The organism is Williamsia sp. z71 (assembly GCF_059553375.1).
The window spans coordinates 186,793-208,058 of the sequence record NZ_JCANWX010000002.1 but is presented as its reverse complement, the minus strand read 5'-3'; the positions used below and the strand labels follow the sequence as shown (position 1 = coordinate 208,058).

The window sequence follows — 21,266 nt, the reverse complement described above, 5'->3', positions numbered from 1 at the left end:
CGGATCAGGCAGCAGCGTCCGATCCGATGTGGCAGCGAGAACTTCGGGGATCTTGGAGGTCACCCCTTAGATAATGCGTCATCGGGGACGGATCATTCCCCCGACCCCTTCCCCACCTGCTTCGAACCGATTGCGGCGTCCGACCCGGGGTCGGGCAGCAGGCCGGCGAACGCGGCGAACACCGGGACCACCAGACCGAGTCCGAGGAGCAGGAAGACCGTCAGGTCCTGCGGCACCACGATGTCACCACCGGGGCCTCCGGCCGCAAGGACGAAAAAAGCGATCATGAAGGCGATCAGGGCACCGAAGCGGGCGACACCCTCGACGAGGGTGGCGCTGCACCACAGCAGGATGTAGTTGGCGATCGCCGCCAGCACCGCGCTGATCGGGAACGGCACCGACCCGATGTGCAGCGGCAGAAACGCCAGGGCGAGGACGCCGACCAGGAAACCGTCGACCCACAGCAAACCCAGCAGGGCCCAGCGCATCGGAGCTGAGCTCATCACGGCCGAGGCCATCACAGACCACCGAAGAGGTCTGTTTCCCGCCCGGACTCATCGGTGGGGCCCTGCTCCCCGGCGACCAGCATGAAGTGTTCCTCGGCAAATATCGGCTGGATGATGTTGTTCGACAGCGCATATTCGGTGCCCGACGCGGACACGGTCACCTGCGTTGCGTGGGCACTGAGCGCCCGCACCTTGCGATCGTAGACCTCGCGGACGTCGATGGCGGTGGTGATCTCCGCATCCGGATGACTGGGCAACTCCCCCGGCGCCGGCATCCGCCAGCCCTTCGGTATGCGGGTGCCCGCCGCCGCGAGACCTGCCTCGAGTGCGGACTTCTCGGTGACCGTCCAGTAGAGCTTCGACACCGACCATCCCTGTTCACCGGTCGCCGCGAGCTCGACGGCGGCATGGCTGATGGCGTGGACACCGATGTGATCGGGATGGCCGTAGCTGCCCACCGGGTCGTATCCGACGACGACCTGCGGGCGCAGTTCCCGGATCAGATCCGCCAGGACCTGCGTGGGCGCCTCGGTGCCCGCCGCGATGAAGGCGCGCTCGTGATGGTTCGATGGCGCCCCCGACATCCCGGAGTCCCGCCAGCGTCCGGCGCCACCGAGGAACATCGGCTCCACCGGTGCAAACGGATCGGGGCTCAATTCGGCCAATGCATCGGTCAGCTCCATGATCCGGTACCCGCCGAGTTGGTCGGCACCGCCGTCGGCGACCAGTCCACTCCATCGGTCGCCGATCACCTCACCTTCCTCACCCAGCGTGCAGGTGACAACGGTGACCTCGGCGCCCGCATCGAGGTACTTGGCGATGGTGCCGCCGGTGGTGATGGTCTCGTCATCCGGATGGGCATGAACGAGCAACAAACGATTCATGGGATTTCGGCTTCGCTTTCAGTTGCCGGTCTGCTGGCGCCAGAGGGCGGAGTCACCGTAGATGCCGGTTTGCACCGGACCGGTGACCGGGACGCCGGCGACAAGTGGGGAGACGGCGTTGGTCAGTACGTCCTGATAGAACGGCAGATACACCGATCGTTCGTCGAGCAGGCGCTGCGCGATGCGCAGGTCCTCGGTCGGATCCTCCGCGGAGATGGCGCGGGTCGCGATCTCCTGCAGTTCGGGGTCGCACAGGCCCGAGACGTTGCTCGTGTAACGCGGTTCGCTGCGTTCGGATTCTTCGGTCTCCGATGTCGTCGGCGCCGGTGACGACGTCGCCGACGGCTCCGGGGCCGATGTCGCCGACGGCTCACCCGAGTCCGGTGATGCACTCGTCTCGGTGGATTCTTCGGTGCTCAGGCATTCGGTGTTCGACGCGAGCGCGGTGGCCGGTGATTCCCCGGCCCGGCTCCAGCCGACCACCAGGTCGACCTCGCGTCCGGTCAGGCTCGAGCTGTACAGGTCGGCGGTCGACATCGCCACGCTGGTGGCACGGATACCTGCGCGGTTCAGCTGATCGACGATGTTGGCCGCCGCCGCACCCGTGCGGAGATCTCCGGTGACCGAACCGACCCGGATCACCAGCGGCTGCCCGTCCTCCTGATCGACCGGCTGTGTGCCGGCGGGCAACGTCGGCAGATCGCTCGGCGCGGTCGTGGACGTCCCGTCGACGGGGGTTGTCGTGGTGGTGGGGACCGCGGTGGTGCTCGGCGCGCCGGACGACGTGGGCGGAGCGGGTGCCGGTGTCGCCGGACCGCGCCGGTAACCGGCGGCGACCAGCCACCCTTCGATCTGTTCGGGCGTCAGAGCCGGACGCGGCACCGGGTAGTAGCCCGGATCGGACGGGGCGTACACGGAGTTGGTGTCCGGGAGCACCTCGGTGTCGTCGGCGGCGGCAAAGGTCACCAGAGCGGTGTCGATGGTTCCCAGAACGGCCCGGCGCAGGTCGATGTTCGACATCGATTCCGTGCGGGTGTTGACCGTCATGCCCAGGGTCCGGGACTGCGCGACGCGACCGGTCATGACCCCACCGATGCTGCCGAGGGTGGCGCCGAGCGCCTCGCCTGCGCTGACCGACACGACCCGGGTATCGCCGGATCGCATGGAATCTGCCAGTTGGCTGGTGGTTCCCCCGCGGCGCAGGGTGACCCGATCGACGCCTGCCGGGGTCAGCCAGAACCGGTCGTTGCGGATCAGCCGGACCTCGTCACGACTGTGGTCGATACCGCTGATCGTGAACGGACCGCCCGAAGCCGGGAATCCGCTGTCCATGCCGGTCTGGAAACCCCCGGGTGCCCCCTTGAGGACGTGCGAGGGCAGCAGGTCGTTGAACAGCTCACGCCACGCCGGGTAGGGCGCGGCGAACGTCGCGGTGACCTCTTTGCCGCCCGCCGAGCTGCGGACGTCGGTGATCATGCGGTAGCCCGCGGGGGCGGTCACGTTGGGCTGCCGGGACATCTGCTGCCAGAGATAGACGAAATCCTCTGCGGTGATCGGCAATCCGTCCGACCACTGCGCGTCCTCGTGGATCTTGTAGGTCACCGCGAACGGGTCGGTGCCCGAGACCTCGGCGCTGGTCAGCAGCGCCTCGTCCATCAGCCACATGACGCGGCCGTCCTGGGCGGTCGGCCGGAACGAACTCGGCAACGTCATCGCGGCCACCGCAGTGGTGACCGCGGACTGGTCGGCGGCCAGATGTGGATTGAAACCGTTGCCGATCGAGTCGGTTGCCACGTACAGCACCCGGCCCGAGGGCTCGGCGGGCTCCGGCGGCACCGAGTTCGTCTGCTGCACCGCCGGCGGTGGATCAGCGACGCATGCTGTCAGCAACAGCAGGCAGGACAGCACGACCGCGGCCATCGGAGTCGCGGTGGTCCATCGTCTACCCAAAACTCGATTCCTCTGTCCGCCGGTCACGATCAGTCGGCAATCGGCGGTCGGTGACGACCGCCGATTGCGTCCCTTCTAGCTCACACCCTGGTTACGAGACTTCGCCTTGGAGCGCTCGCGGGCGCGGGTGTTGGAGTCGAGATTGACCTTGCGCACCCGGACCACCTCGGGGGTGACCTCGACACACTCGTCGTCGGTACAGAACTCCATCGCGGCTTCGAGCTCGAGCTTGATGGGCTTGGCCAGGGTCTCCATCACGTCGGCGGAGGACTGACGCATATTGGTCAGCTTCTTCTCCTTGGTGACGTTGATGTCGAGGTCTTCCATCCGCGGGTTGATGCCCACGACCATGCCCTCGTAGGTGTCGGCGCCGGGCTCGACGAAGAACGTTCCACGGTCGGCGAGCTGGATCATCGCGAACGGGGTGACCGTTCCCGCGCGGTCGGAGACGAGCGAACCGGTGTGACGCGCCCGGATCTCTCCTGCCCACGGGCCGTAGCCCTCGAACACGGCGTTGGCGATGCCGGTTCCGCGGGTTTCGGTGAGGAAGTCGGTACGGAAACCGATCAGACCTCGCGAGGGAACGACGAACTCCATGCGGACCCAGCCACTTCCGTGGTTGGCCATGTCGCCCATGCGGCCCTTACGAGCGGCCAGCAGCTGCGTGACCGCGCCGAGGTACTCCTCGGGGACGTCGATGGTCAGGTGCTCGAACGGCTCGTGCAGCTTGCCGTCGACCTGCTTGGTGACCACCTGCGGCTTGCCGACGGTCAACTCGAAGCCTTCGCGGCGCATCTGCTCGACGAGGATGGCGAGCGCGAGCTCACCACGGCCCTGGACCTCCCAGGCGTCCGGGCGACCGATGTCGAGGACGCGCAGCGAGACGTTACCGATCAGCTCGCTGTCGAGGCGGTCCTTGACCATGCGCGAGGTGAGCTTGTGACCCTTGACGCGGCCGACCAGCGGCGAGGTGTTGGTGCCGATCGTCACCGAGATGGCCGGCTCGTCGACCGTGATCCGTGGCAGCGCGACCGGGTGGTCGACGTCGGTGAGGGTGTCGCCGATCATGATGTCCGGCATTCCGGCCACGGCGACGATGTCGCCGGCGACGGCGGTCTCGGCGGGCGTCCGCGCGACACCGACCGTGACGAGGAGCTCGGTGATCTTGGCGCGCTCGGTGACGGGCTCGCCGTTGACCTCACGCAGCCAGGCCACGGTCTGGCCCTTCTTCAGGGTGCCGGCGTAGAGACGGACCAGCGCGAGGCGGCCGAGGAACGCCGAGGCGTCGAGGTTGGTGACGTGGGCCTGCAGCGGTGCGTCGAGGTCACCCTTGGGGGCGGGCACGTACGACAGCAGCACGTCGAACAGGGCGTCGAGGTTCTCGGCGTCCGGGACCTGGCCGTTCTCGGGGGCCACGGTGCTGGCAACACCCGCGCGACCCGAGGCGTAGAGGACCGGCAGATCGAGGGCGAGCTCGGCGGCCGCAGCAGCCTCGTCGTCGACATCCGACGCCAGGTCGAGCAGCAGGTCGTGGCTCTCTTCGACGACCTCGGCGATGCGGGCGTCGGGGCGGTCGGTCTTGTTGACCACGAGGATCACGGGCAATGAGGCGGCGAGCGCCTTGCGCAGCACGAAACGGGTCTGCGGCAGCGGGCCTTCAGAGGCATCGACCAGCAACACGACGCCGTCGACCATCGACAGGCCGCGCTCGACCTCACCACCGAAGTCGGCGTGGCCGGGGGTGTCGATGACGTTGATGACAACCTCGGTGCCGTCGGGCTGGCGACGGTGCACTGCGGTGTTCTTCGCGAGAATGGTGATGCCCTTCTCGCGCTCGAGGTCGCCCGAGTCCATGACCCGGTCGACGAGTTCCGCGCGTTCCTCGAACACTCCCGATTGCCGCAGCATCGCATCGACCAGGGTCGTTTTCCCGTGGTCGACGTGCGCAACGATCGCAACGTTGCGGAAATTGGGGGCAGAAGTCACTGAAGTTCTCCGGACGTGAAGTGGGCATGTCAAAACGGTCGAGCCTGGTGCTCAAACCACTCAAGGATACGTGCTCCGGCAATGAGAGCGTCGTCACATGCGCCGTAACCCGCAAATTAAGGTGCTGCTAACCTAACTTTCCCCTAGGTGCGAGACCTGTTGGAAGGCGGATACATGGGCAAGAAGAAGGCGGCTGACGTCTGCGACATGAAGCCGAAGAAAAAGTGTTGCCGCAGTTCAACCCGTTGCCTTCGCTGCCCAGTGGTGATCCACAAGATGCAGAAGTACTCCTCTGCCGGGATGTCGAACAAGGAGCTGACCAAGGCCCTCAAGAAGGTGCGGTCGCGCGCCGCCTGAGACTCAGTTCACCTTCGGGCCGGGTCGGCGAGCAGCGCGGTGAGGTCGTCGAGCCACACGGCATCGGCGGGCACCAGTTCCCCGGCGCCGGCCATCCGGTGGAGGTCGTCGGCATCCACCCAGCGGACTCCGGAGTGTTCGCGCGGATGCGGCCGGCCGGTGAGCAATTCCGCGGCCATCGCAACCAACACCAGATCCGGCCGTAGCGGTACCGGCTGTCCGATCTGGTCGGCCACCGCCACCGTGATCCCGAGCTCCTCGCCGAGTTCACGCCCGAGCGCCTGAGCCCTGGTCTCCCCCGGCTCGACCTTGCCGCCGGGCAGTTCCCACAGGCCCGCCACCTCCACCGGATACGTGCGCTGAGCCAGCAGCAGTCGTCCTTCGCTGATGACCGCACCGGCCACGACCTCACGCATCCCGGCCCACCGCTCCCTCGCCCTTCGCCCTCGCCGACTCGACGGTTGGATCGGAGATGATGGCGATCCGGCTGCGATCCAGCGTGATCGAGGCCTCGTCTCCGACGCCGAGCCGTCGATCACCGACCGCATCGACCTCCATACCGGCGACCGCCAGCCGCACCCGGGCACCTTCGGGCAGTGATGCGACATGGCGGACGGTACCGACGACACCGCTCGACCCGTCTGCGACCGGCGTGGCCACAACCGCCTCCGGACGCAGTCCGATCCGAACCCCACCGTCGGGCAGGTCGACGGAAACCCGGCCGAGTGGGCTGTGCAGAACACCCGCGGAGATGTCGGCTCCGCAGATGGTCGTGCAACCGATGAACTGCGCGATCCGCTCGGTCCGCGGTGCCCGCCAAAGCTTTTCGGGATGATCGTCCTGGACGATCCGGCCGTGGTCCATCACCGCGATCCGGTCGGCCATCATCGCGGCCTCGGAATGGTCATGGGTGACCACGATCGTCGGAGTGCCGGTGGCGCCGATGATCTCCGCGATCTGCAGCGCCAGGCGATCACGAAGTTGCCGGTCGAGTGCGGACAGCGGCTCGTCCAGGAGCAGCAGTCGCGGTCGTGGAGCCAGCGCCCGGGCCAGCGCGACCCGCTGTTGCTGGCCGCCGGACAACTCGGTCACCTTCCGGTCGCCGAGACCGGGCAGGTCGACCAGGTCGAGCAGTTCCGCCACCCGACGGGTGATGTCGGGCTTGCGCCAGCGCCGGACCCGCAGCCCGTATCCGACATTGTCGGCAACGGTGCGGCCGGGCAGCAGCTGACCGTCCTGAAACACCACGCCGAAGTCGCGGCGATGGGTCGGGCTCGGGGCGAGGTCGACGCCGTCGAAGGTGATCGTTCCCGCGGACAGCGGTTCGAGCCCCGCGATGGCGCGGATCAGTGTCGACTTGCCACATCCCGACGGGCCGAGCAGCGCCGTGATGGTCGCTCCCTGCGTCCCGATCGCCAGATCCAGATCGGTCAGGACCATCTCAGACCCGTAACCGACTGTGACGGAGGATAATTCGAGCATCTAGAACTCACCTCCCTCGTCCCGCCGGACCACCTCGATCAGGGCCACCACCACCGCGGTCACCACCAGCATCATCACCGAACAGGCCATTGCAGTGCCGAAGTTACCTGCTCCCGGGCGCGAGAGGGACGTGCCGATCAGCACCGGCACCGTGGTGGTGTCGGGCCGGGCCACAAAGCTGGTCGCACCGAACTCGCCGATCGCGATCACAAAGGCGAAGCCGGTCGCCGCGCACAGTGCTCGCTTGATGATCGGGAGGTCGACGGTCCACCAGACCCGCAGTGGGCCGGCGCCGAGCGTGGCCACCGCCTGACGCAGCCGGGGGTCGACCAGGCCCATCGCCGGCACGAGGATGCGAATCACCAGTGGTGTCGCGATCAGCGCCTGCACGGCGGGGACAACAGCCGGGGAGGTCGCGACCTCACGCGGCATCGACGTCAGGATCACCAGGTATCCCAGACCGACCGTCACCGCGCTCACACCCAGCGGGAGCATCGCGATCCCGGTGGCGACACCGCCGAACACGCCGCGCGCGCGAGAGATGGCCAGTGCGCCGAGCAGACCGAGCACCAGTGCGATCAGGGTCGCCCAGAATGCACTGACCAACGAGTATTGCATTGTTTCCCAAGGGGTTTCACCGTTGATCGGCTCCGCCAGCGCCCGATAGCCGTCCAGGTTCCAGCTTCCGCCGACCGTGGGCCGCAGCGATCGCCAGACCAGGACCGCCGGCGGGGCCAGCAAGATCACCAGTACGAACGCCACGATGGCCCCGACGACCACGCGCTGCGCTCCTTGCGGTCGGCGGCGTCGCCGGGGCGCCCCGGCTCCCCGGGCCCGGCGGCCCAGCACCGCGCTGATGGCGACCACCACCGCGACCACCAGGATCTGGATCATCGACAGGGCCACGGCGGCAGGCAGTTTGAAGAACCCGATCGCCTGCCGGTAGATCTCGGTCTCGATGGTGTCGTACCGGCCGCCGCCGAGGATGAGGACCACACCGAAGCTGGTGGCGCAGAACAGGAACACCACCGACGCCGCCGACGCGATCGCCGGGGCCAGGGCGGGTGCGGTGACGGTGCGCAGCACGTGCCAACGGTCCGCGCCCAGCGTCCGGGCGGCCTGTTCGGCACGCGGGTCGAGTTGGCCCCAGACCGAACCGACGGTCCGCACCACAACCGCGATGTTGAAGAACATGTGCGCCAACAAGATCGCCCACACCGACGATCCGATGCCGAGCCAACCCAGCGGGCCACGCTCACCGAGCAGCGCGGTGAACGCGACACCGACCACGACGGTGGGCAACACGAAGGGAATGGTGACGATCACCCGAAGCGCCAGCGCACCTCGCAGTTCGAAGTTGGCCAGGACCCACGCCACCGGCAGGCCGACGATCAGGGTGAGCACCGTGCTGGCCGCGGCCTGGGCCACTGTGAACCACAACAGATGTGCGGCATTGGCGTCGTCGAGCAATGCGATCACGTCGATGCCGGAGCCATCCCCGAACGCGCGGACGGCCAGGGCCATCAACGGCCAGCCGAACATCACCCCGACGAACAGCAACGGCACTACGCCCGCGGCGGCCACCAGGGATGTGCCGGACCCCCACCGGGTGGGTGGGCGCCGGATGGTTGCGCGAGTGGGCACCGGGGTCAGCGGCCCATGACGGTGCGCCACTCCTGCTGCCAGGCTTCCCGGTTCTCGGCGATGACCTCCAGCGGCATCGTCACCGCGGACTCGGGCTGCGGCGCGAACTGCGCCCAGTCGGCAGGCAGTGGCGTCCCGGTGCGGACCGGGTACACATACATCGATTCGGGCAGCGCGGCCTGCACCGGTTCACTGAGCAGGAAGTCGACCACCTGCTGGGCGCCTTCGACGTTCTCGGCTCCACGCAGGACCCCGGCGTATTCGATCTGCGCGAAGCACGTGTTCAACAGGGCCTTGGTGGTCGGCAGGAAGGCCGGCGACGACGCGTACGAGACCACGATGGGCTTGCTGCCCTGACCCTCACCCGCGGTGAACTCCTGGTTGTACGCCTCGGTCCACCCCGGAGCCACACTCACGCCGTTGGCGCGTAGGCGCTCCCAATATCCTTCCCACGCATCGTCTCCCGGATAGGCGGCGATCGTGGCGAGCAGAAATGCCATACCGGGCGACGAGGTGGCCGGGTCCATCACCACGGTCAGCCCCTTGTACCGGGGGTCGGTCAGCTCTTCGAAGTTCGCCGGCGGTGCGAGATCGCGTTCGGTGAACCATTCGGTGTCGACGTTCACGCACACGTCGCCGCGGTCGATCGCGGTCAGCCGATCGGGTTCACCGAGCGCATATTCCTGCGGGCCGAGGTTGTTGTCCGGACTCGTATAGGGCTCGATGGCATCAGCGCCCAGAACCCGGGAGGCGAAGGTGTTGTCGATGCCGTAGACGACGTCGCCGCGGGGCGAACCGGCGGTGAGCGCGATCGACGACGACAATTGACCGGCGTCCGCTTCCCTGACCACCTTGAGGGTCAGTCCGGTCTCGTCTTCGAACGACGCCAGCAATTCATCCGGCAGCGCGAAGGAATCGTGGGTGAGCAGGACGACGTCGTCCGACGAGCCGGAATCGCCGCAGGCCGTCAGGACACCGGCCCCGATCGAGAGCGCGACGAGTGCCGCGGCGAGCTGTGATCGTCGAAGCATCGACCCTCCAGGTGGTGTTCGGGCAGTGAGAACAGCCGGTTGGTTCCGTACAACGCGTGTTCGTTCCGTCATCGTGAATCTAAGCAGGCCCAGGGCGGCCGCCCGGAGTCGGAGCGCGACGATCACGTCGATCGCCCGAACAGCACCTTTCGGATCCGGCTCACCCCTATCTTCGTGGCCTCAACGTGACATAACAATTGCATCACCAGAAACACTGTTCACTCTAGTAACACGGTACGGTTCCAGGGCGACGGCGAACCGTGCGCCTCCGCGCTGCCGCTACTGGCGGCAGGGGATTGAAACGGTTACCGTCAGCACGGCGATAGACATGTCGAGCCGTCATCAGTCGGGCTCAACGCGAGATGGGACACCAAGAACAGTGCTTTTGAATCAGCAGGCAGACCGTAACCGCGGGCGCTTCCACAAGGCCGCGAAAGGCCGGAATGTCCGCCGCGCAGTGACGGCCGTTGCCATCGCCGCCACCGCAGCGCTGACACTGCCCGCTGTCGCATCTGCCGACGAAGCCGCGTTCCCTCCCATTCCCGCCAACCTCGAGATCGATCAGCCGACCCTGCAGTCCCTCGGTGCGTTCGTGCCCGCGATCATCGGTTCGGCCGCCACCCCCGGAGCCGACGGCAAGGTCGACGCCAGCCTGCTCTCCAACGCCAAGGTGCTCGCGGCAGATTCGGCGCTCCCGCCGGAACTCGCCGCGATCTGGGACAAGGTCGTCAGCTTCCTCGACGGCTCCGGCGGCGGCGGCCCGGACATCCCGTCCGGCCCGGGCGCACCGGTCATCCAGCAGTTCCTCTACCCGACCATCGGTCAGGGATGTATCCCCGGTGGCAACTCCATCGGCTCGGCATTGGTGACCGCCGGACCGCAGCAGGCTCCGGCCCCGGGCCCCAAGAAGGGCGAGGCCGGATACGTCTACACCAGCCTCGGCACCGGACCGGCACTGAACAACGATGCCGCACCGCTGACCGTGGCCTGGGTCAACATCGACACCGGTGCGACCGGCCAGCAGAACCTGCGCCGCAACGACAAGATCAACGCCGCCGACGGACCCGGCACCTTCACCACGATCGTGAAAACCGGTCAGGGTCGCGTCATTTCGGCAATCTACGGCAACGTGACCACCAAGACCGAGGACAAGACCGTGAGCTGCACGATCGTCCCCACGGTCGGACTGGCCGTCGTCTGACCACCGGCTCTCCACAGCAGGCGTCGACCTTCGGGTCGGCGCCTGTTTTTTGTTGCGCGTCACATTGCGCCGGAATCCCAGATCTGTTGATGCACAGCCGAACACCGGAACGGTCGCGGTTGCATCACAGGTTGAACTCGCAACTTGCACTGAGCTCCCGCGCCATGATCTTGTGTAACAAGAGCACCATTGGTCACACCTGTCACAGACGTAACAGGTGCGTCCCCGCGTCTGTCCAAGGAGATCCATGCCCAGCTCAACGCTGATTCGCCGCAGCGCCGCCGCACTGGCGGTCGTCGCGTCCGCCGCCCTGCTATCCCCTGCCGTTGCCGTCGCAGAACCGGTCGCCCCGGACTCGGCCTCGCTGACCGCACCCAAGCAGATCCCGGGCGACGACGCGTTGAAGGCCGCGATCGCCGCGCTCGGAAAGACAGCGGGTGATCCCGCCGCCCTGGCCGCCGCGAAGGCACTCCTGGGCGGGACGACACAGATCGAGTCCACCCCGGCGACCGATCCCGCGGCGACGCCGGCCGCCGACGCCACCGACCTCCTCGGATCGCTGGCCGCAGCCGATGAGGCACTGCGCAAATTGGGCATCCAGTCCTTCATCAACCCGACCGTTGCGTTCAACTGCGTCGAGGCAACCGCGGACAACCCGTTCGGACTCGTGCCTGCCGTCGGCGGGGCTGCGCCCGGCCCGTATGTCGTCCCCGGGGTGTCGGTCCCGGCCCTCGTCAAAACGCTCTTCCCCGGCTTCACTCCAGAACTCGTCGGCGACGGAGAAACGCTGTTCGGCTTCTTCCCGTCCGGCATCACCGCCGACGGCAAGGGCACCGGCATGCAGGTCGCCTGGTTCAACGTCAACACCCTGCAGGGTGGCTTCAAGGACATGGCCCCGGTGGGCACCACCGTCGTCGACAAGATCCTCGAACAGATCCCCGGCACCAACCCCGTGGCCGAAACTGCGCGTGCAGAACTCACGAAGATCCTGACGCCGCTGGTCGATGCCTTCAGCCTGCCGGGTTCACGACTGGCACCGGTCGAGACCGGCAATGGCACAGTGCTTTCCGCTGTATTCGGCACCGTGGAGAACGGTGACCGAAATTGTTTCTTCCTCCCGATGATCGGGATCACGCAGGTTTAGTCCGCGTACGCGGACCTTGGTAGGAGTAGTAGTCATGAAGAGTGTTCACAAGCAAGCACTACGCCGGATCGGTATTCGCAGCCTGACCGCCACCGCACTGGCCGCCGTGGTCGCCGGCGGCCTCGGCGGCACCGGCATCGCAACCGCGGACCCGGTTCCGACGGGCGGAACCGCAGGCAAAGTGTTTGCCAATATCGGTCTGCCCGATGATCGTTGGGTGACCGGCGCGGGATCAGCCGACCGCTTCACCTATTGGACGAACGCCGCCACCGACCGCACCGAGTTGAGCAGTGCCGCTGTCTACCTCCCCCGCGGTGAAGCACCCGAGGGTGGCTGGCCGGTGGTGGCCTGGGCCCACGACACCGTTGGATTGGCAGACAAGTGCGCGCCGTCGTGGTCGGGCAAAACCGAATCGTCGGCCCACTGGAACGACATCACGCCATGGCTGCGGAAGGGCTACGCGGTCGTCGCCTCCGACTACGCCGGACTCGGCGTCGAGGGCGCACTCCCCGACCTCCAGACAACCATCAAGGCACACAACATCGTTGATGCCGTGAAGGCTGCCCACGACATCACCGGGGACCTCTCGGATCAGTGGGTGGTGAACGGGAACGGCAGCGGCGCAACCGCCGCGCTGGCCACCGCCCGCAGTGCAGCGCAGATCCAGGGTCCGGACCTCGATTTCCGCGGTGCCACCGTCACCAGCGTTCCGGCCAACCTCGGGGAACTCGTCCTCAATGCCGGTCCCGACTTCATCCCGGTGCCGCTGCCTTCCGACCTGACCGCCGAGGTGCTGTACGCCATCGCCGGTATCCGTGGGTCTCATCCCGAGCTCAACCTCGACTCGTACCTGACCGCGGAGGGCAGATCGCTGGCCGACAAAGCGGTCACCATGTGTTCGGCCGAGCTGCAAAGCGCCGTGGCGTCAACGAGTTTGAACGCATTGTTCAGCCGGCCGGTGCACTCGATCCCGAATCTGCGTCCCATCGTCGAGGCCTATCTCGGAGTGCCCGACACCGGGTACGTCAAGCCGGTGTTCTTCGGCCAGGGGCTGCTCGATACCCAGGTGATCCTGCCGTACACCCTCGAGTTCCTGGGCCGGGTGGAGACGTCGAGCCAGTCGACAACCATCCGCACCTACCCGGTGGACGGACAAGGAACAGCAGCGGCCGCGTTGCCTGACGCGTCGGCCTTCGTGACGTCACTGTTCGCCCGGTAGCGATCACATGCGTCTACCGGCCTGGGAGCGCCCGGAGCGCAAACTGTTCGTCGCTGCGACGCTGGCGGTTTCGGCCGCCGGCGCCGCGCGGTGGCGGCCCGGTGTGGCCGTCGCCAAGCCCGCTGCCCTGGCCGCGCTCGCCGTGGGGATGGCGCGGGGTGCACGTGAGCGGTCCGGGGTCGACAACGCACTGCTGACCGCCGCGATCGCCACGTCCGCTGCGGGCGATTACTTCATGTACCGCGAAGAGTTCGCCACCGGTCCCGAGAAGGATCGGCAGATCCAGACCGGCGCAACGATGTTCGGGCTCGCACATCTGTCCTACCTCGGTCTGCTGACCCGCCACGGAGCCCGGCCGGACAAACGCCGACTGCTCGCGCGCTTCGGGCTGATGAACGAGGTCACCACCCTGCTGGCCTTCAACGCGCCCCGACTGCTGCCGGTCTTGGGAACATACGGCGCCACCTTGGCAACCATGGCGGCGACGGCGGCCGATCCGGGGCTCACCGGCGGGGATTCCACTGACCCGACACGGCGACTGGCAGCCGGCGGTATCACGTTCATGGCCTCCGATGCGATCCTGATGAATCGTCGGTATCTGCTGCGCAACAGGGACGGTCTCCGCGCGGTCGGCGAGGCATTGGTTCTCTCGACATACTTCGCGGCGCAGATGTTGCTCCTGGACGGCCTGGACAGTGTCAGCCGACGCGCCCACGCCGCCAGATGAACTCACGCCCGGGCGGCGCTAATGGGCCTTCTTCTGTTGTTTGATGGCTGCCTCCACCTCTCCGAGTGAATCCATGTCCTCGAGCTCCATCCCCTTGGTTTCGGGCACCTTGTAGTGCACGTAGAACCAGGAGACGAGGGCACAGAAGGCGAAGAACCCGTAGATCCACGCCAGGCCCAGCATGCTGTTGAGTTCGGGGAAGAGCAGCGAGATGGTGAAGTTGGCAAGCCAGTTGACGCCCGTGCAGACACCCAGTGCCACGCCCCGGATGCGGTTGGGGAACATCTCCCCGAGCATCACCCACATCACCGGACCCCAGGTGGCCGCGAACGCCACCACGAACAGGTTCGCACCGATCAGGGCGACCACACCCCAAGGGTCGGGCAGCGAGATGTCGTCGCCGGTACCGATCTGCTGCGTGAATGCCACACACGCCAGCACCAGTCCGATGAACATGCCAACAGAGCCGATCAGCAATAGTTGCCGTCTGCCGATCCGGTCGACGAACATGATCGCCCCGAAGGTCATCACCACGTTGATCACCGCGGTGATCACCGACGTCCGGAATGACTCGCTCTCACTGAATCCCACCGACTGCCACAGCGTTGTCGAGTAGTAGAAGATCGCGTTGATCCCGACGAACTGCTGCAACACGGCAATCCAGATACCCACCCACACCAGTGGATGCAGGCCGAAGGACGGACCGCGAATGTCCTTGATGGACACCGTCGATTCGCGTTTGAGGGTCAACCGGATCTCTTTGACCCGGGACAGTGGGTCCGGCTCCCCCGTCACCTCGGTGAGGATGCGCGCGGCCTCTTCATCGAGATTGCTACCCACCAGATAACGGGGTGATTCCGGGATGAGCAGTGCCAACAGGCCGTAGACGAGGGCCGGGATCACACCGACGATGAACATCCATCGCCAGGCCTCGATACCGAACCACAGGTCGTTCGAGGCACCACCGGCTCCGTCGGCGATCAGCGCGTCCGAGAGCAGCGCGACAAAAATGCCCATCGTGATCGCCAACTGCTGCAACGACCCGAGTGCACCGCGGTAGCGAGCCGGGGCGATCTCCGCGATGTAGGCCGGGGCGATCACCGACGCGATGCCGATCCCGAGGCCGCCGATCACACGCCAGATCAACAGGTCCGGCAATGACCATGCCAGACCTGTTCCGATCGCTGACGCGATGAACAACGCCGAGCCGAGCAGCATCACCTTCTTGCGACCCCAGATGTCCGCCAGCCGGCCGGCGAACCAGGCACCGAGCGCACATCCAAGTAGGGCGATCGCAACCGCGAAGCCCTGCATGAAGTGGTTCAGCTCGAAGTGGTCGCCGATGGAATTGACGGCGCCGTTGACCACCGAGCTGTCGAAACCGAACAGGAACCCACCGACCGCAGCGGCCACGGTGACCCCGATGACCTTGGCCACGTGGGCTTCTCCGACTGCCGATGAGGACGGCCTCTTGGCGGCACCAGTGGACATAGGGATCACACCTACCTTCCGGGCGGCGGCTGTCTACTCCGAGACGTTTACCATCAGCTGACGTTACGCCCCTGATACCCGTCGAGTCCGTAAGTCGGTAGAAGACAATCGATCACCATTCGGACACATCGACAGGCAGGCAGAGGAAGAGAGTCCTTCCCTGTTCGCAGGGACGCTGCGACGCTGCTGCGCGCCCTGCCGATAAGCTGGGTGGGCAGTGAATTCCCCGGCGACCGGAGGTCCGAATGACCCGCCACATCTGTATCGCGCAAGAGCCAGAAGCCGACCAGCTCCTGTCCGTCGACGACTTTGCGCTGGTTGTCGGCATGACCTTGGATCAGCAGTTCCCGATGGAAGCGGCGTTCAAGGGCCCCCAGAAGATCGCCGAAAGGATGGACGGCTTCGATATCCAGAAGATCGCGGCCTCCGATCCGGACGAGTTCGTGGCCCTGTGCTCGCAGACCCCGGCCATCCACCGTTTCCCCGGTTCGATGGCCAAACGCATCCATGACCTTGCCGTTTTCATCGTCGACAACTACGACGGCACCCCGTCGGCCATCTGGACCGAGGGTGATCCGGACGGCAAGACGGTGCTCAAACGTCTCAAATCACTGCCCGGTTGGGGCGACATGAAAGCCCGGATCTTCCTGGCACTGCTCGGGAAGCAGGTGGGCGTGGAACCGAAGGGCTGGCGCGAGGCCGCCGGTGACTACGGCAACGAGGGCGAACGCCGGTCGGTCGCCGACGTCGTCGACGACGTGAGCCTGCAGGAGGTCCGCGAGTTCAAGAAGCAGGCAAAAGCCGCGGCCAAGGCGGCCAAGGCCGACTGAGCCCGGTGATTGTGTCCGCGAGTTGAGCCAAACCCCTAGGGTGAAGTCATGGATGCCAGATTGGTGATCGAGGTCCCGACGCGGTTGGGGTTTGCGGTGGCGGGCGCCGCACTCAGCGCCGTCGAGGCCACGGTCGCGCTCAGCCGGATGGCCGTCGAGAACGCCCACCACGAGATCGCCCTCACCATGGGCATGCGGGAGACACCCGCATTTCGCAGTCCGCTGCAGCTGCTCAACCAGCTCGGCGAACTGCTCGAAGAAGACCGCTCACTCGGACGGATTCTCTCGCGTGGCGGACCCCTCGATCGACTGCTGGCCGAGGACGGCCTGGTCGAACGCGTCCTGGCCGATGATGGAGTGCTCGATCAGATGACCGAGACCGGCGGCCCACTCGACCGATTGCTGTCCCGGGGTGGTCCGGTGGATCGCCTGCTGTCCGAGGACGGGGTGCTCGCCAAACTCACCAAAGAGGGTGGTCTACTCGACCGGATCTCCGAGGACGAGGGTTTCCTCGACCGGCTGACCGTCGAAGAGGGACTGCTGGAACAACTCGTCGGTGAGGGCGGCGCCCTGGAACGGGCCATCGTCCCGGGCGGTCCCATCGACCGACTGTCCGAACTCGTCGAGATGCTCGCCCAGCTGCCCCCGAGCATCGCGAGCCTGCAGGAGACGGTTCTCGAACTCAATATTGCGGCCGGGGCTCTCAACGACGCGGTCGCGCCGCTCGGAGAACTCGTCGGGCGGTTGCCGAAGCGATTGGTGCGCAGCAAGAACGGCCATGAAGAGCGTGGCTCGCAGCACTAGCGACCGGAAGCCCTGACGATCTGGTTCCAGGCGATCGAGGCCTGCAACATGTCGAGGTAGCTGTCTATGTCGTCCATCGCCGACGCAGCAGCATGAACACTGATCGCCACGGTGTCACCGATGCCGTGCACACCGTGCGTCACACTCATCACCGGCGAGAGTGCCGGATACCCCGCGGTGAACGCGACCGGCCGATCCCCGAACCGCAGGTCGGCCAGGCCCCGGTTCACACTCGACACCACGGTGTTGCCGTCGACCGTACTCGGTACCTCAGTCGGATCGAATTGCGCCACGCCCCAGCGCAGTAGGGGCGCCGGTATCGCCGCGAAGGCCTCGTCGGAGGCACGCAGCGCCGGATGGCCGTTGCGCAGCTGCCGCTCCCCCAGCGCCTGTGCGATGCGTGCGGTCCGATCATCGAGGGCGGCTGTCCCCGAGAACAATCCGATACCGACATTACGAAAGTGGTTACGCGCCATCGGCTTACCGAACTTCTCCATCGTCACCTCGGCGCCGAGGGCGGTCGGATCCTCCCCGACCGACCGTAGGTGATCGGACAGCGCCAGCGAAATCGCGGTGAGGGCACTGATGGTCACCGTCGGGCCAGGGAAGTCGTCGCGCCGCAGCACCAGGGTGCGGACCGCCCGCGCGCCGTCGGGCCGGGTGTTGGTCGACAGCGGCGGCCGGCCTTCCGCCGCCGCGGGCACCACCCCGGCGGCGACGTCGTCGATCAATCGACGATGGGTGCGGGTGGCCTCGATTGCCCGTAAACCCAGCACTCCGATCTGCCGGGGAAAACGGAAAGCTGCCAGCGTCGCCGCATGCAGCGCCGAATACGGCGTATCGGCCTCGGCGGCCGACGACTCCTGCGGCTCGCCCGGCGCAAAGATCCTGCGGGCCAGGTCAGATGAGCGGCGCCCGTCGGCCAGCGCATGGCTCACCTGCAGCACAGCGACGGTGGCCGCGAGCCCACAGTCCGGTACCCCTTCGACACCCTCGAACAGATTCAGCCGCCAGGTGTACTCGCGCGCATCGAGCTGGTCGTCGGCCAGGGTGGCCACCACCCGCAGGCAATCGGACCACTCGGTGGACCCCTCTGTGTGGACCACCACCTGGTCGCGGTCGACACTGCGGTGCACCCAGTACGGATAGTCGAGCGCGCAATCCACGTCCGCGATCCGCAGGCCCAGATCCGGCACCGCCCGAGCCCGTTCCAGGGCGCCCTCGATCGCGACTTCGATCTGGCGTGGCACACCGGCAAAGGCATAGAGCAGGAACTGGTCGTTGGGGATCTTGTCCGACATCCAGTACATCTGGGCGTCGACCGGCGCCATTCGCTCCATGAGGGAGAACCTACCGAAGCCGGAAGGCACGCACACGAGGTTCCGCGCTCCCCGGCAGTCCGTCGATGAGTATGTCGATTGGCCGGCAGCCCGAGTCCCAGATGACGCTCTGTCATGCTGCGGTGTCGTCGGCCAATGCGCGACGGAGCTCGCGGCGACGTTCACGACTGACGGTCCCGCCGGACAGCGTGGGTGCCGAACCTATCAGCAACGCGGTATACGGGTGCTGGGGATCGTTGATCACCCGTGCGGTGTCAGCTAGTTCGACGATCCTGCCCTGGTACATGACGGCGATCCGGTCGACGAGCGCCGCGACCGCTCCGAGGTCGTGAGAGATGAAGAGCTGCGCGAGGTTACGGTCTCTGCCGAGCTCGTCGAGGAGCTCGAGTATCTGAATCCGGTGCACGGAGTCCAGCGCACTGACCGGTTCGTCGAGTAACAGCAGTGACGGGTCGAGGATGATCGCACGCGCGATCGCGACGCGTTGGCGTTGCCCGCCCGACAGTTCCGCCGGTAGTCGCGTCGCAAAGCTCCGATCAAGGCCGACGCTGTCCAGAACCTCATCCACCCGGCTACTGATCTCGGCTCGGTTGTGCGTGCCACGGACCGACAGTCCTTCACCGATGGACACCCCCACCTCGATCTCGGGATCGAGGCTGAGCAACGGATCCTGGAACACGTACTGCACCGAGCCCCCGAGTCGATGCTTCCGCAGATCGGCTTTGCCCAGCCCATCGATCCGCCTGCCGTCGAGTTCGACCGATCCGGTGGTGGGTGTGATCAGGCCGAGAACAGTGCAGGCCAATGTGGTTTTGCCCGAACCACTTTCCCCGATCAACCCAACCTTCTCGCCAGCATCGATATGCAGATCGACGCTCTGGAGTATCTGTTTTCGGGCTCTCCGGCTCCCTCGCTCGACGCGGATATCCTCCAAGCGCAGCAGCGGCGTGTTAGCGGACACCGGCAATCTCCTTCCCCATAATCGCCTCGAGACCGAAGTCGCGGTGGTTGTCGACGAGTTGCCTGGTGTAATCGTGCCGGGGTTCTTTCAGCAGTCGTTCCGCCGGTCCCGCTTCCACGATCACACCGTTTCGCATGACGATCACGTCATCGCAGACCTGCGCCACGACGGCGAGATCGTGTGACACCAGGACCAGCGCGAGACCCAACTCGAGCCGAAGGTCGTCGATGAGGTCGAGCACGACGGCCTGGACGGTGACGTCGAGGGCGGTGGTCGCCTCGTCGGCGATGAGCAGTTCGGGCTCCGCGGAGACTGCGATGGCAATCACCACCCGCTGCAGCATCCCGCCCGACAGTTCGTACGGGTACTGCCGATACACCGAGACGGGATCGCGCAGTCCCATCTTCGCGAACAGTTCCACCGCCCGTGACCTGGCGGCGGCGCGCGAGAGTCCCACGGTGGACCGCAGCGCTTCGGCGAGCTGTTCCCCGACTCGAATCGACGGATTCAGGTACGCTGCCGGGTCTTGGAACACCGCCGAGATCCGGGTACCTCTCAGAGGTCGCCAGGCCTTCGCACCAAGCGTGCTGAGTTCGATGCCGTCGAATTCGATCGACCCGGTGGCGATCTCCACTCCGTCGGGCAGGATTCCCAGAATCGCGCTGCACGTCAACGACTTTCCACTGCCCGACTCCCCGACGATGCCGAGAGCGCCGCCTCGGTTCAACGCGAAGTCGACCCCACGGACCAGCTCGGTGCCGTCTCCCAGCGCGATGTGCAGATCGGTCACCGTCAGCACCGGACCACTACGGGTGGTCTCATCGGTGGCGGCAACATCTAAAGTGTCAGACGACATCTGAGGTCAGCTCCTGTTTGTCGTTGGTACGTCGCCGACGAGACGTGGCGGTCGCGTCGCGTAGAGCATCGGCGATGGCGTTGAGTGCCCAGACCGTCACCACGATCAACAGGGCGGGGACCACCGGAGACCAAGGTGACTGGTACAGATACTGAAGGCCGTCTGCGAGCAGCCCGCCCCACGTGGGGTCCGGTGGCACCACCCCGATCCCGAGGAATGTCAGCGACGCAACGATCACAAGGCTGGCGCCGGTCATCGTCGCGAATGTGACCCCCACTGCCGGAAGCACTTTCTTCACCGCGTGGCGCAGCACGATCCACCGGGTGCTCGCGCCCATCAACGCGGCTGCCTCGACGTACTGCGAGTTCGCGACGGTCAGCGCGGCCGCGCGCGTGACGCGGTAGAACGCCGGGGCGATCAGGATTCCGACGGCGAACATCGCCTGTGTCAGGCCGTTCCCGAGCAGCGCTGTCATCGCCACTGCGAACACCAGGAACGGCAACGTGATCAGGGCGTCCATCAGGCGCAACGTGAACCACTCGACGCCGCGGCCGAGGTACACCGAAAGGAATCCCGGGATCACCCCGAGGAGAAACCCCACAAGAACGGACTGCAACGCCGAGATCACGGACACTGTCGATCCGGCGAGGACTCGGCTGAACACGTCACGACCGACACTGTCCGTGCCGAGCCAGTGCTGAGCACTCGGCCCCGAGAGAATCATTGCGCTGTCCTGCTCCAGCGGATCGAATGGTGCCAGCACCGGCCCGAAGACCGCCAGCAGCACGATCAACCCGAGGACGGCGGTCGCCAACTGCGCGGACCGATACCGCAAGATCATGGTGAGCATGTT

Annotated in this window: 20 protein-coding genes; 7 read left to right on the top strand and 13 right to left on the bottom strand. The window is 66.3% G+C overall.

Annotation, left to right across the window (positions count from 1 at the left end; translation table 11 throughout):
• Window positions 1–92: 92 nt before the first annotated feature.
• The 4 genes from AC51GR_RS05065 to typA form a co-directional block, all read right to left on the bottom strand.
• Window positions 93–503: a hypothetical protein gene (locus AC51GR_RS05065; protein ID WP_496323523.1), complete on the bottom strand. Its 411-nt coding sequence runs from the start codon at window positions 501–503 to the stop codon at window positions 93–95.
• A gap of 14 nt (window positions 504–517) precedes the next feature.
• A complete protein-coding gene (mshB, locus tag AC51GR_RS05060; protein WP_496323522.1) occupies window positions 518–1,390 on the bottom strand; it encodes an N-acetyl-1-D-myo-inositol-2-amino-2-deoxy-alpha-D-glucopyranoside deacetylase in 873 nt (290 codons plus the stop codon).
• 18 nt (window positions 1,391–1,408) lie between these two features.
• Complete coding sequence (locus AC51GR_RS05055) at window positions 1,409–3,310, bottom strand: ABC transporter family substrate-binding protein (RefSeq protein ID WP_496324088.1); 1,902 nt, start codon at window positions 3,308–3,310, stop codon at window positions 1,409–1,411.
• A 105-nt stretch (window positions 3,311–3,415) separates the two neighbouring features.
• Entirely contained in the window at window positions 3,416–5,326 is a 1,911-nt protein-coding gene (gene typA, locus AC51GR_RS05050; RefSeq protein ID WP_496323521.1) for a translational GTPase TypA, read from the bottom strand.
• A gap of 174 nt (window positions 5,327–5,500) precedes the next feature.
• Between typA and AC51GR_RS05045 the strand changes: the two genes are divergently transcribed.
• Entirely contained in the window at window positions 5,501–5,683 is a 183-nt protein-coding gene (locus tag AC51GR_RS05045; RefSeq protein WP_496324087.1) for a hypothetical protein, read from the top strand.
• A gap of 8 nt (window positions 5,684–5,691) precedes the next feature.
• Here the strand turns inward: AC51GR_RS05045 and AC51GR_RS05040 are convergent, their stop codons facing one another.
• From AC51GR_RS05040 to AC51GR_RS05025, 4 genes are read right to left on the bottom strand one after another with little or no spacing between them, the layout of a single operon-like run.
• Complete coding sequence (locus tag AC51GR_RS05040) at window positions 5,692–6,099, bottom strand: (deoxy)nucleoside triphosphate pyrophosphohydrolase (protein WP_496323520.1); 408 nt, start codon at window positions 6,097–6,099, stop codon at window positions 5,692–5,694.
• Window positions 6,092–7,165 carry an ABC transporter ATP-binding protein gene (locus tag AC51GR_RS05035; protein WP_496323519.1) on the bottom strand — a complete coding sequence of 358 codons (1,074 nt, stop codon included), beginning with the start codon at window positions 7,163–7,165 and terminating at the stop codon, window positions 6,092–6,094. The genes AC51GR_RS05040 and AC51GR_RS05035 overlap by 8 nt, the downstream gene beginning before the upstream one ends.
• The gene (locus AC51GR_RS05030; protein WP_496323518.1) at window positions 7,166–8,809 is read right to left on the bottom strand and encodes an ABC transporter permease; all 1,644 of its coding nucleotides are present in this window, start codon (window positions 8,807–8,809) and stop codon (window positions 7,166–7,168) included.
• Window positions 8,810–8,814: 5 nt separating this feature from the next.
• Window positions 8,815–9,840 (bottom strand): thiamine ABC transporter substrate-binding protein, encoded by a 1,026-nt coding sequence (locus AC51GR_RS05025; RefSeq protein ID WP_496323517.1) that lies wholly within the window; start codon window positions 9,838–9,840, stop codon window positions 8,815–8,817.
• Between the two features lie 379 nt (window positions 9,841–10,219).
• Here AC51GR_RS05025 and AC51GR_RS05020 point away from each other — a divergent pair, with 379 nt between their 5' ends.
• The 4 genes from AC51GR_RS05020 (at window position 10,220) to AC51GR_RS05005 (ending at window position 14,131) form a co-directional block, all read left to right on the top strand.
• A complete protein-coding gene (locus AC51GR_RS05020; RefSeq protein ID WP_496323516.1) occupies window positions 10,220–11,041 on the top strand; it encodes an Rv1157c family protein in 822 nt (273 codons plus the stop codon).
• A gap of 247 nt (window positions 11,042–11,288) precedes the next feature.
• Complete coding sequence (locus AC51GR_RS05015) at window positions 11,289–12,185, top strand: hypothetical protein (protein ID WP_496323515.1); 897 nt, start codon at window positions 11,289–11,291, stop codon at window positions 12,183–12,185.
• 34 nt (window positions 12,186–12,219) lie between these two features.
• Window positions 12,220–13,404: a lipase family protein gene (locus AC51GR_RS05010; protein ID WP_496323514.1), complete on the top strand. Its 1,185-nt coding sequence runs from the start codon at window positions 12,220–12,222 to the stop codon at window positions 13,402–13,404.
• 7 nt (window positions 13,405–13,411) lie between these two features.
• Window positions 13,412–14,131, top strand: a complete 720-nt coding sequence (locus AC51GR_RS05005) for a lysoplasmalogenase family protein (RefSeq protein ID WP_496323513.1) — start codon at window positions 13,412–13,414, stop codon at window positions 14,129–14,131.
• A gap of 18 nt (window positions 14,132–14,149) precedes the next feature.
• On the opposite strand, the gene AC51GR_RS05000 is transcribed toward AC51GR_RS05005, so the two are convergent.
• On the bottom strand, window positions 14,150–15,622 hold the full coding sequence (locus AC51GR_RS05000; RefSeq protein WP_496323512.1) for a sugar porter family MFS transporter: 1,473 nt from the start codon (window positions 15,620–15,622) through the stop codon (window positions 14,150–14,152).
• Window positions 15,623–15,867: 245 nt separating this feature from the next.
• On the opposite strand from AC51GR_RS05000, the gene AC51GR_RS04995 reads away from it, so the two are divergent.
• Window positions 15,868–16,452, top strand: coding sequence for an HhH-GPD-type base excision DNA repair protein (locus AC51GR_RS04995; protein WP_496323511.1), 585 nt, complete (start codon window positions 15,868–15,870; stop codon window positions 16,450–16,452).
• A 48-nt stretch (window positions 16,453–16,500) separates the two neighbouring features.
• Complete coding sequence (locus AC51GR_RS04990; RefSeq protein WP_496323510.1) at window positions 16,501–17,256, top strand: hypothetical protein; 756 nt, start codon at window positions 16,501–16,503, stop codon at window positions 17,254–17,256.
• Here AC51GR_RS04990 and AC51GR_RS04985 read toward each other — a convergent pair.
• The 4 genes from AC51GR_RS04985 to AC51GR_RS04970 form a co-directional block, all read right to left on the bottom strand.
• Entirely contained in the window at window positions 17,253–18,596 is a 1,344-nt protein-coding gene (locus AC51GR_RS04985) for a wax ester/triacylglycerol synthase domain-containing protein (RefSeq protein ID WP_496323509.1), read from the bottom strand. The two genes, AC51GR_RS04990 and AC51GR_RS04985, sit on opposite strands and share 4 nt — an antisense overlap.
• A gap of 112 nt (window positions 18,597–18,708) precedes the next feature.
• Complete coding sequence (locus AC51GR_RS04980; RefSeq protein ID WP_496323508.1) at window positions 18,709–19,557, bottom strand: ABC transporter ATP-binding protein; 849 nt, start codon at window positions 19,555–19,557, stop codon at window positions 18,709–18,711.
• Window positions 19,547–20,413 carry an ABC transporter ATP-binding protein gene (locus AC51GR_RS04975; protein ID WP_496323507.1) on the bottom strand — a complete coding sequence of 289 codons (867 nt, stop codon included), beginning with the start codon at window positions 20,411–20,413 and terminating at the stop codon, window positions 19,547–19,549. Before AC51GR_RS04975 ends, AC51GR_RS04980 begins: the two co-directional genes overlap by 11 nt.
• On the bottom strand, window positions 20,403–21,263 hold the full coding sequence (locus AC51GR_RS04970) for an ABC transporter permease (protein ID WP_496323506.1): 861 nt from the start codon (window positions 21,261–21,263) through the stop codon (window positions 20,403–20,405). Before AC51GR_RS04970 ends, AC51GR_RS04975 begins: the two co-directional genes overlap by 11 nt.
• Window positions 21,264–21,266 lie beyond the last annotated feature (3 nt).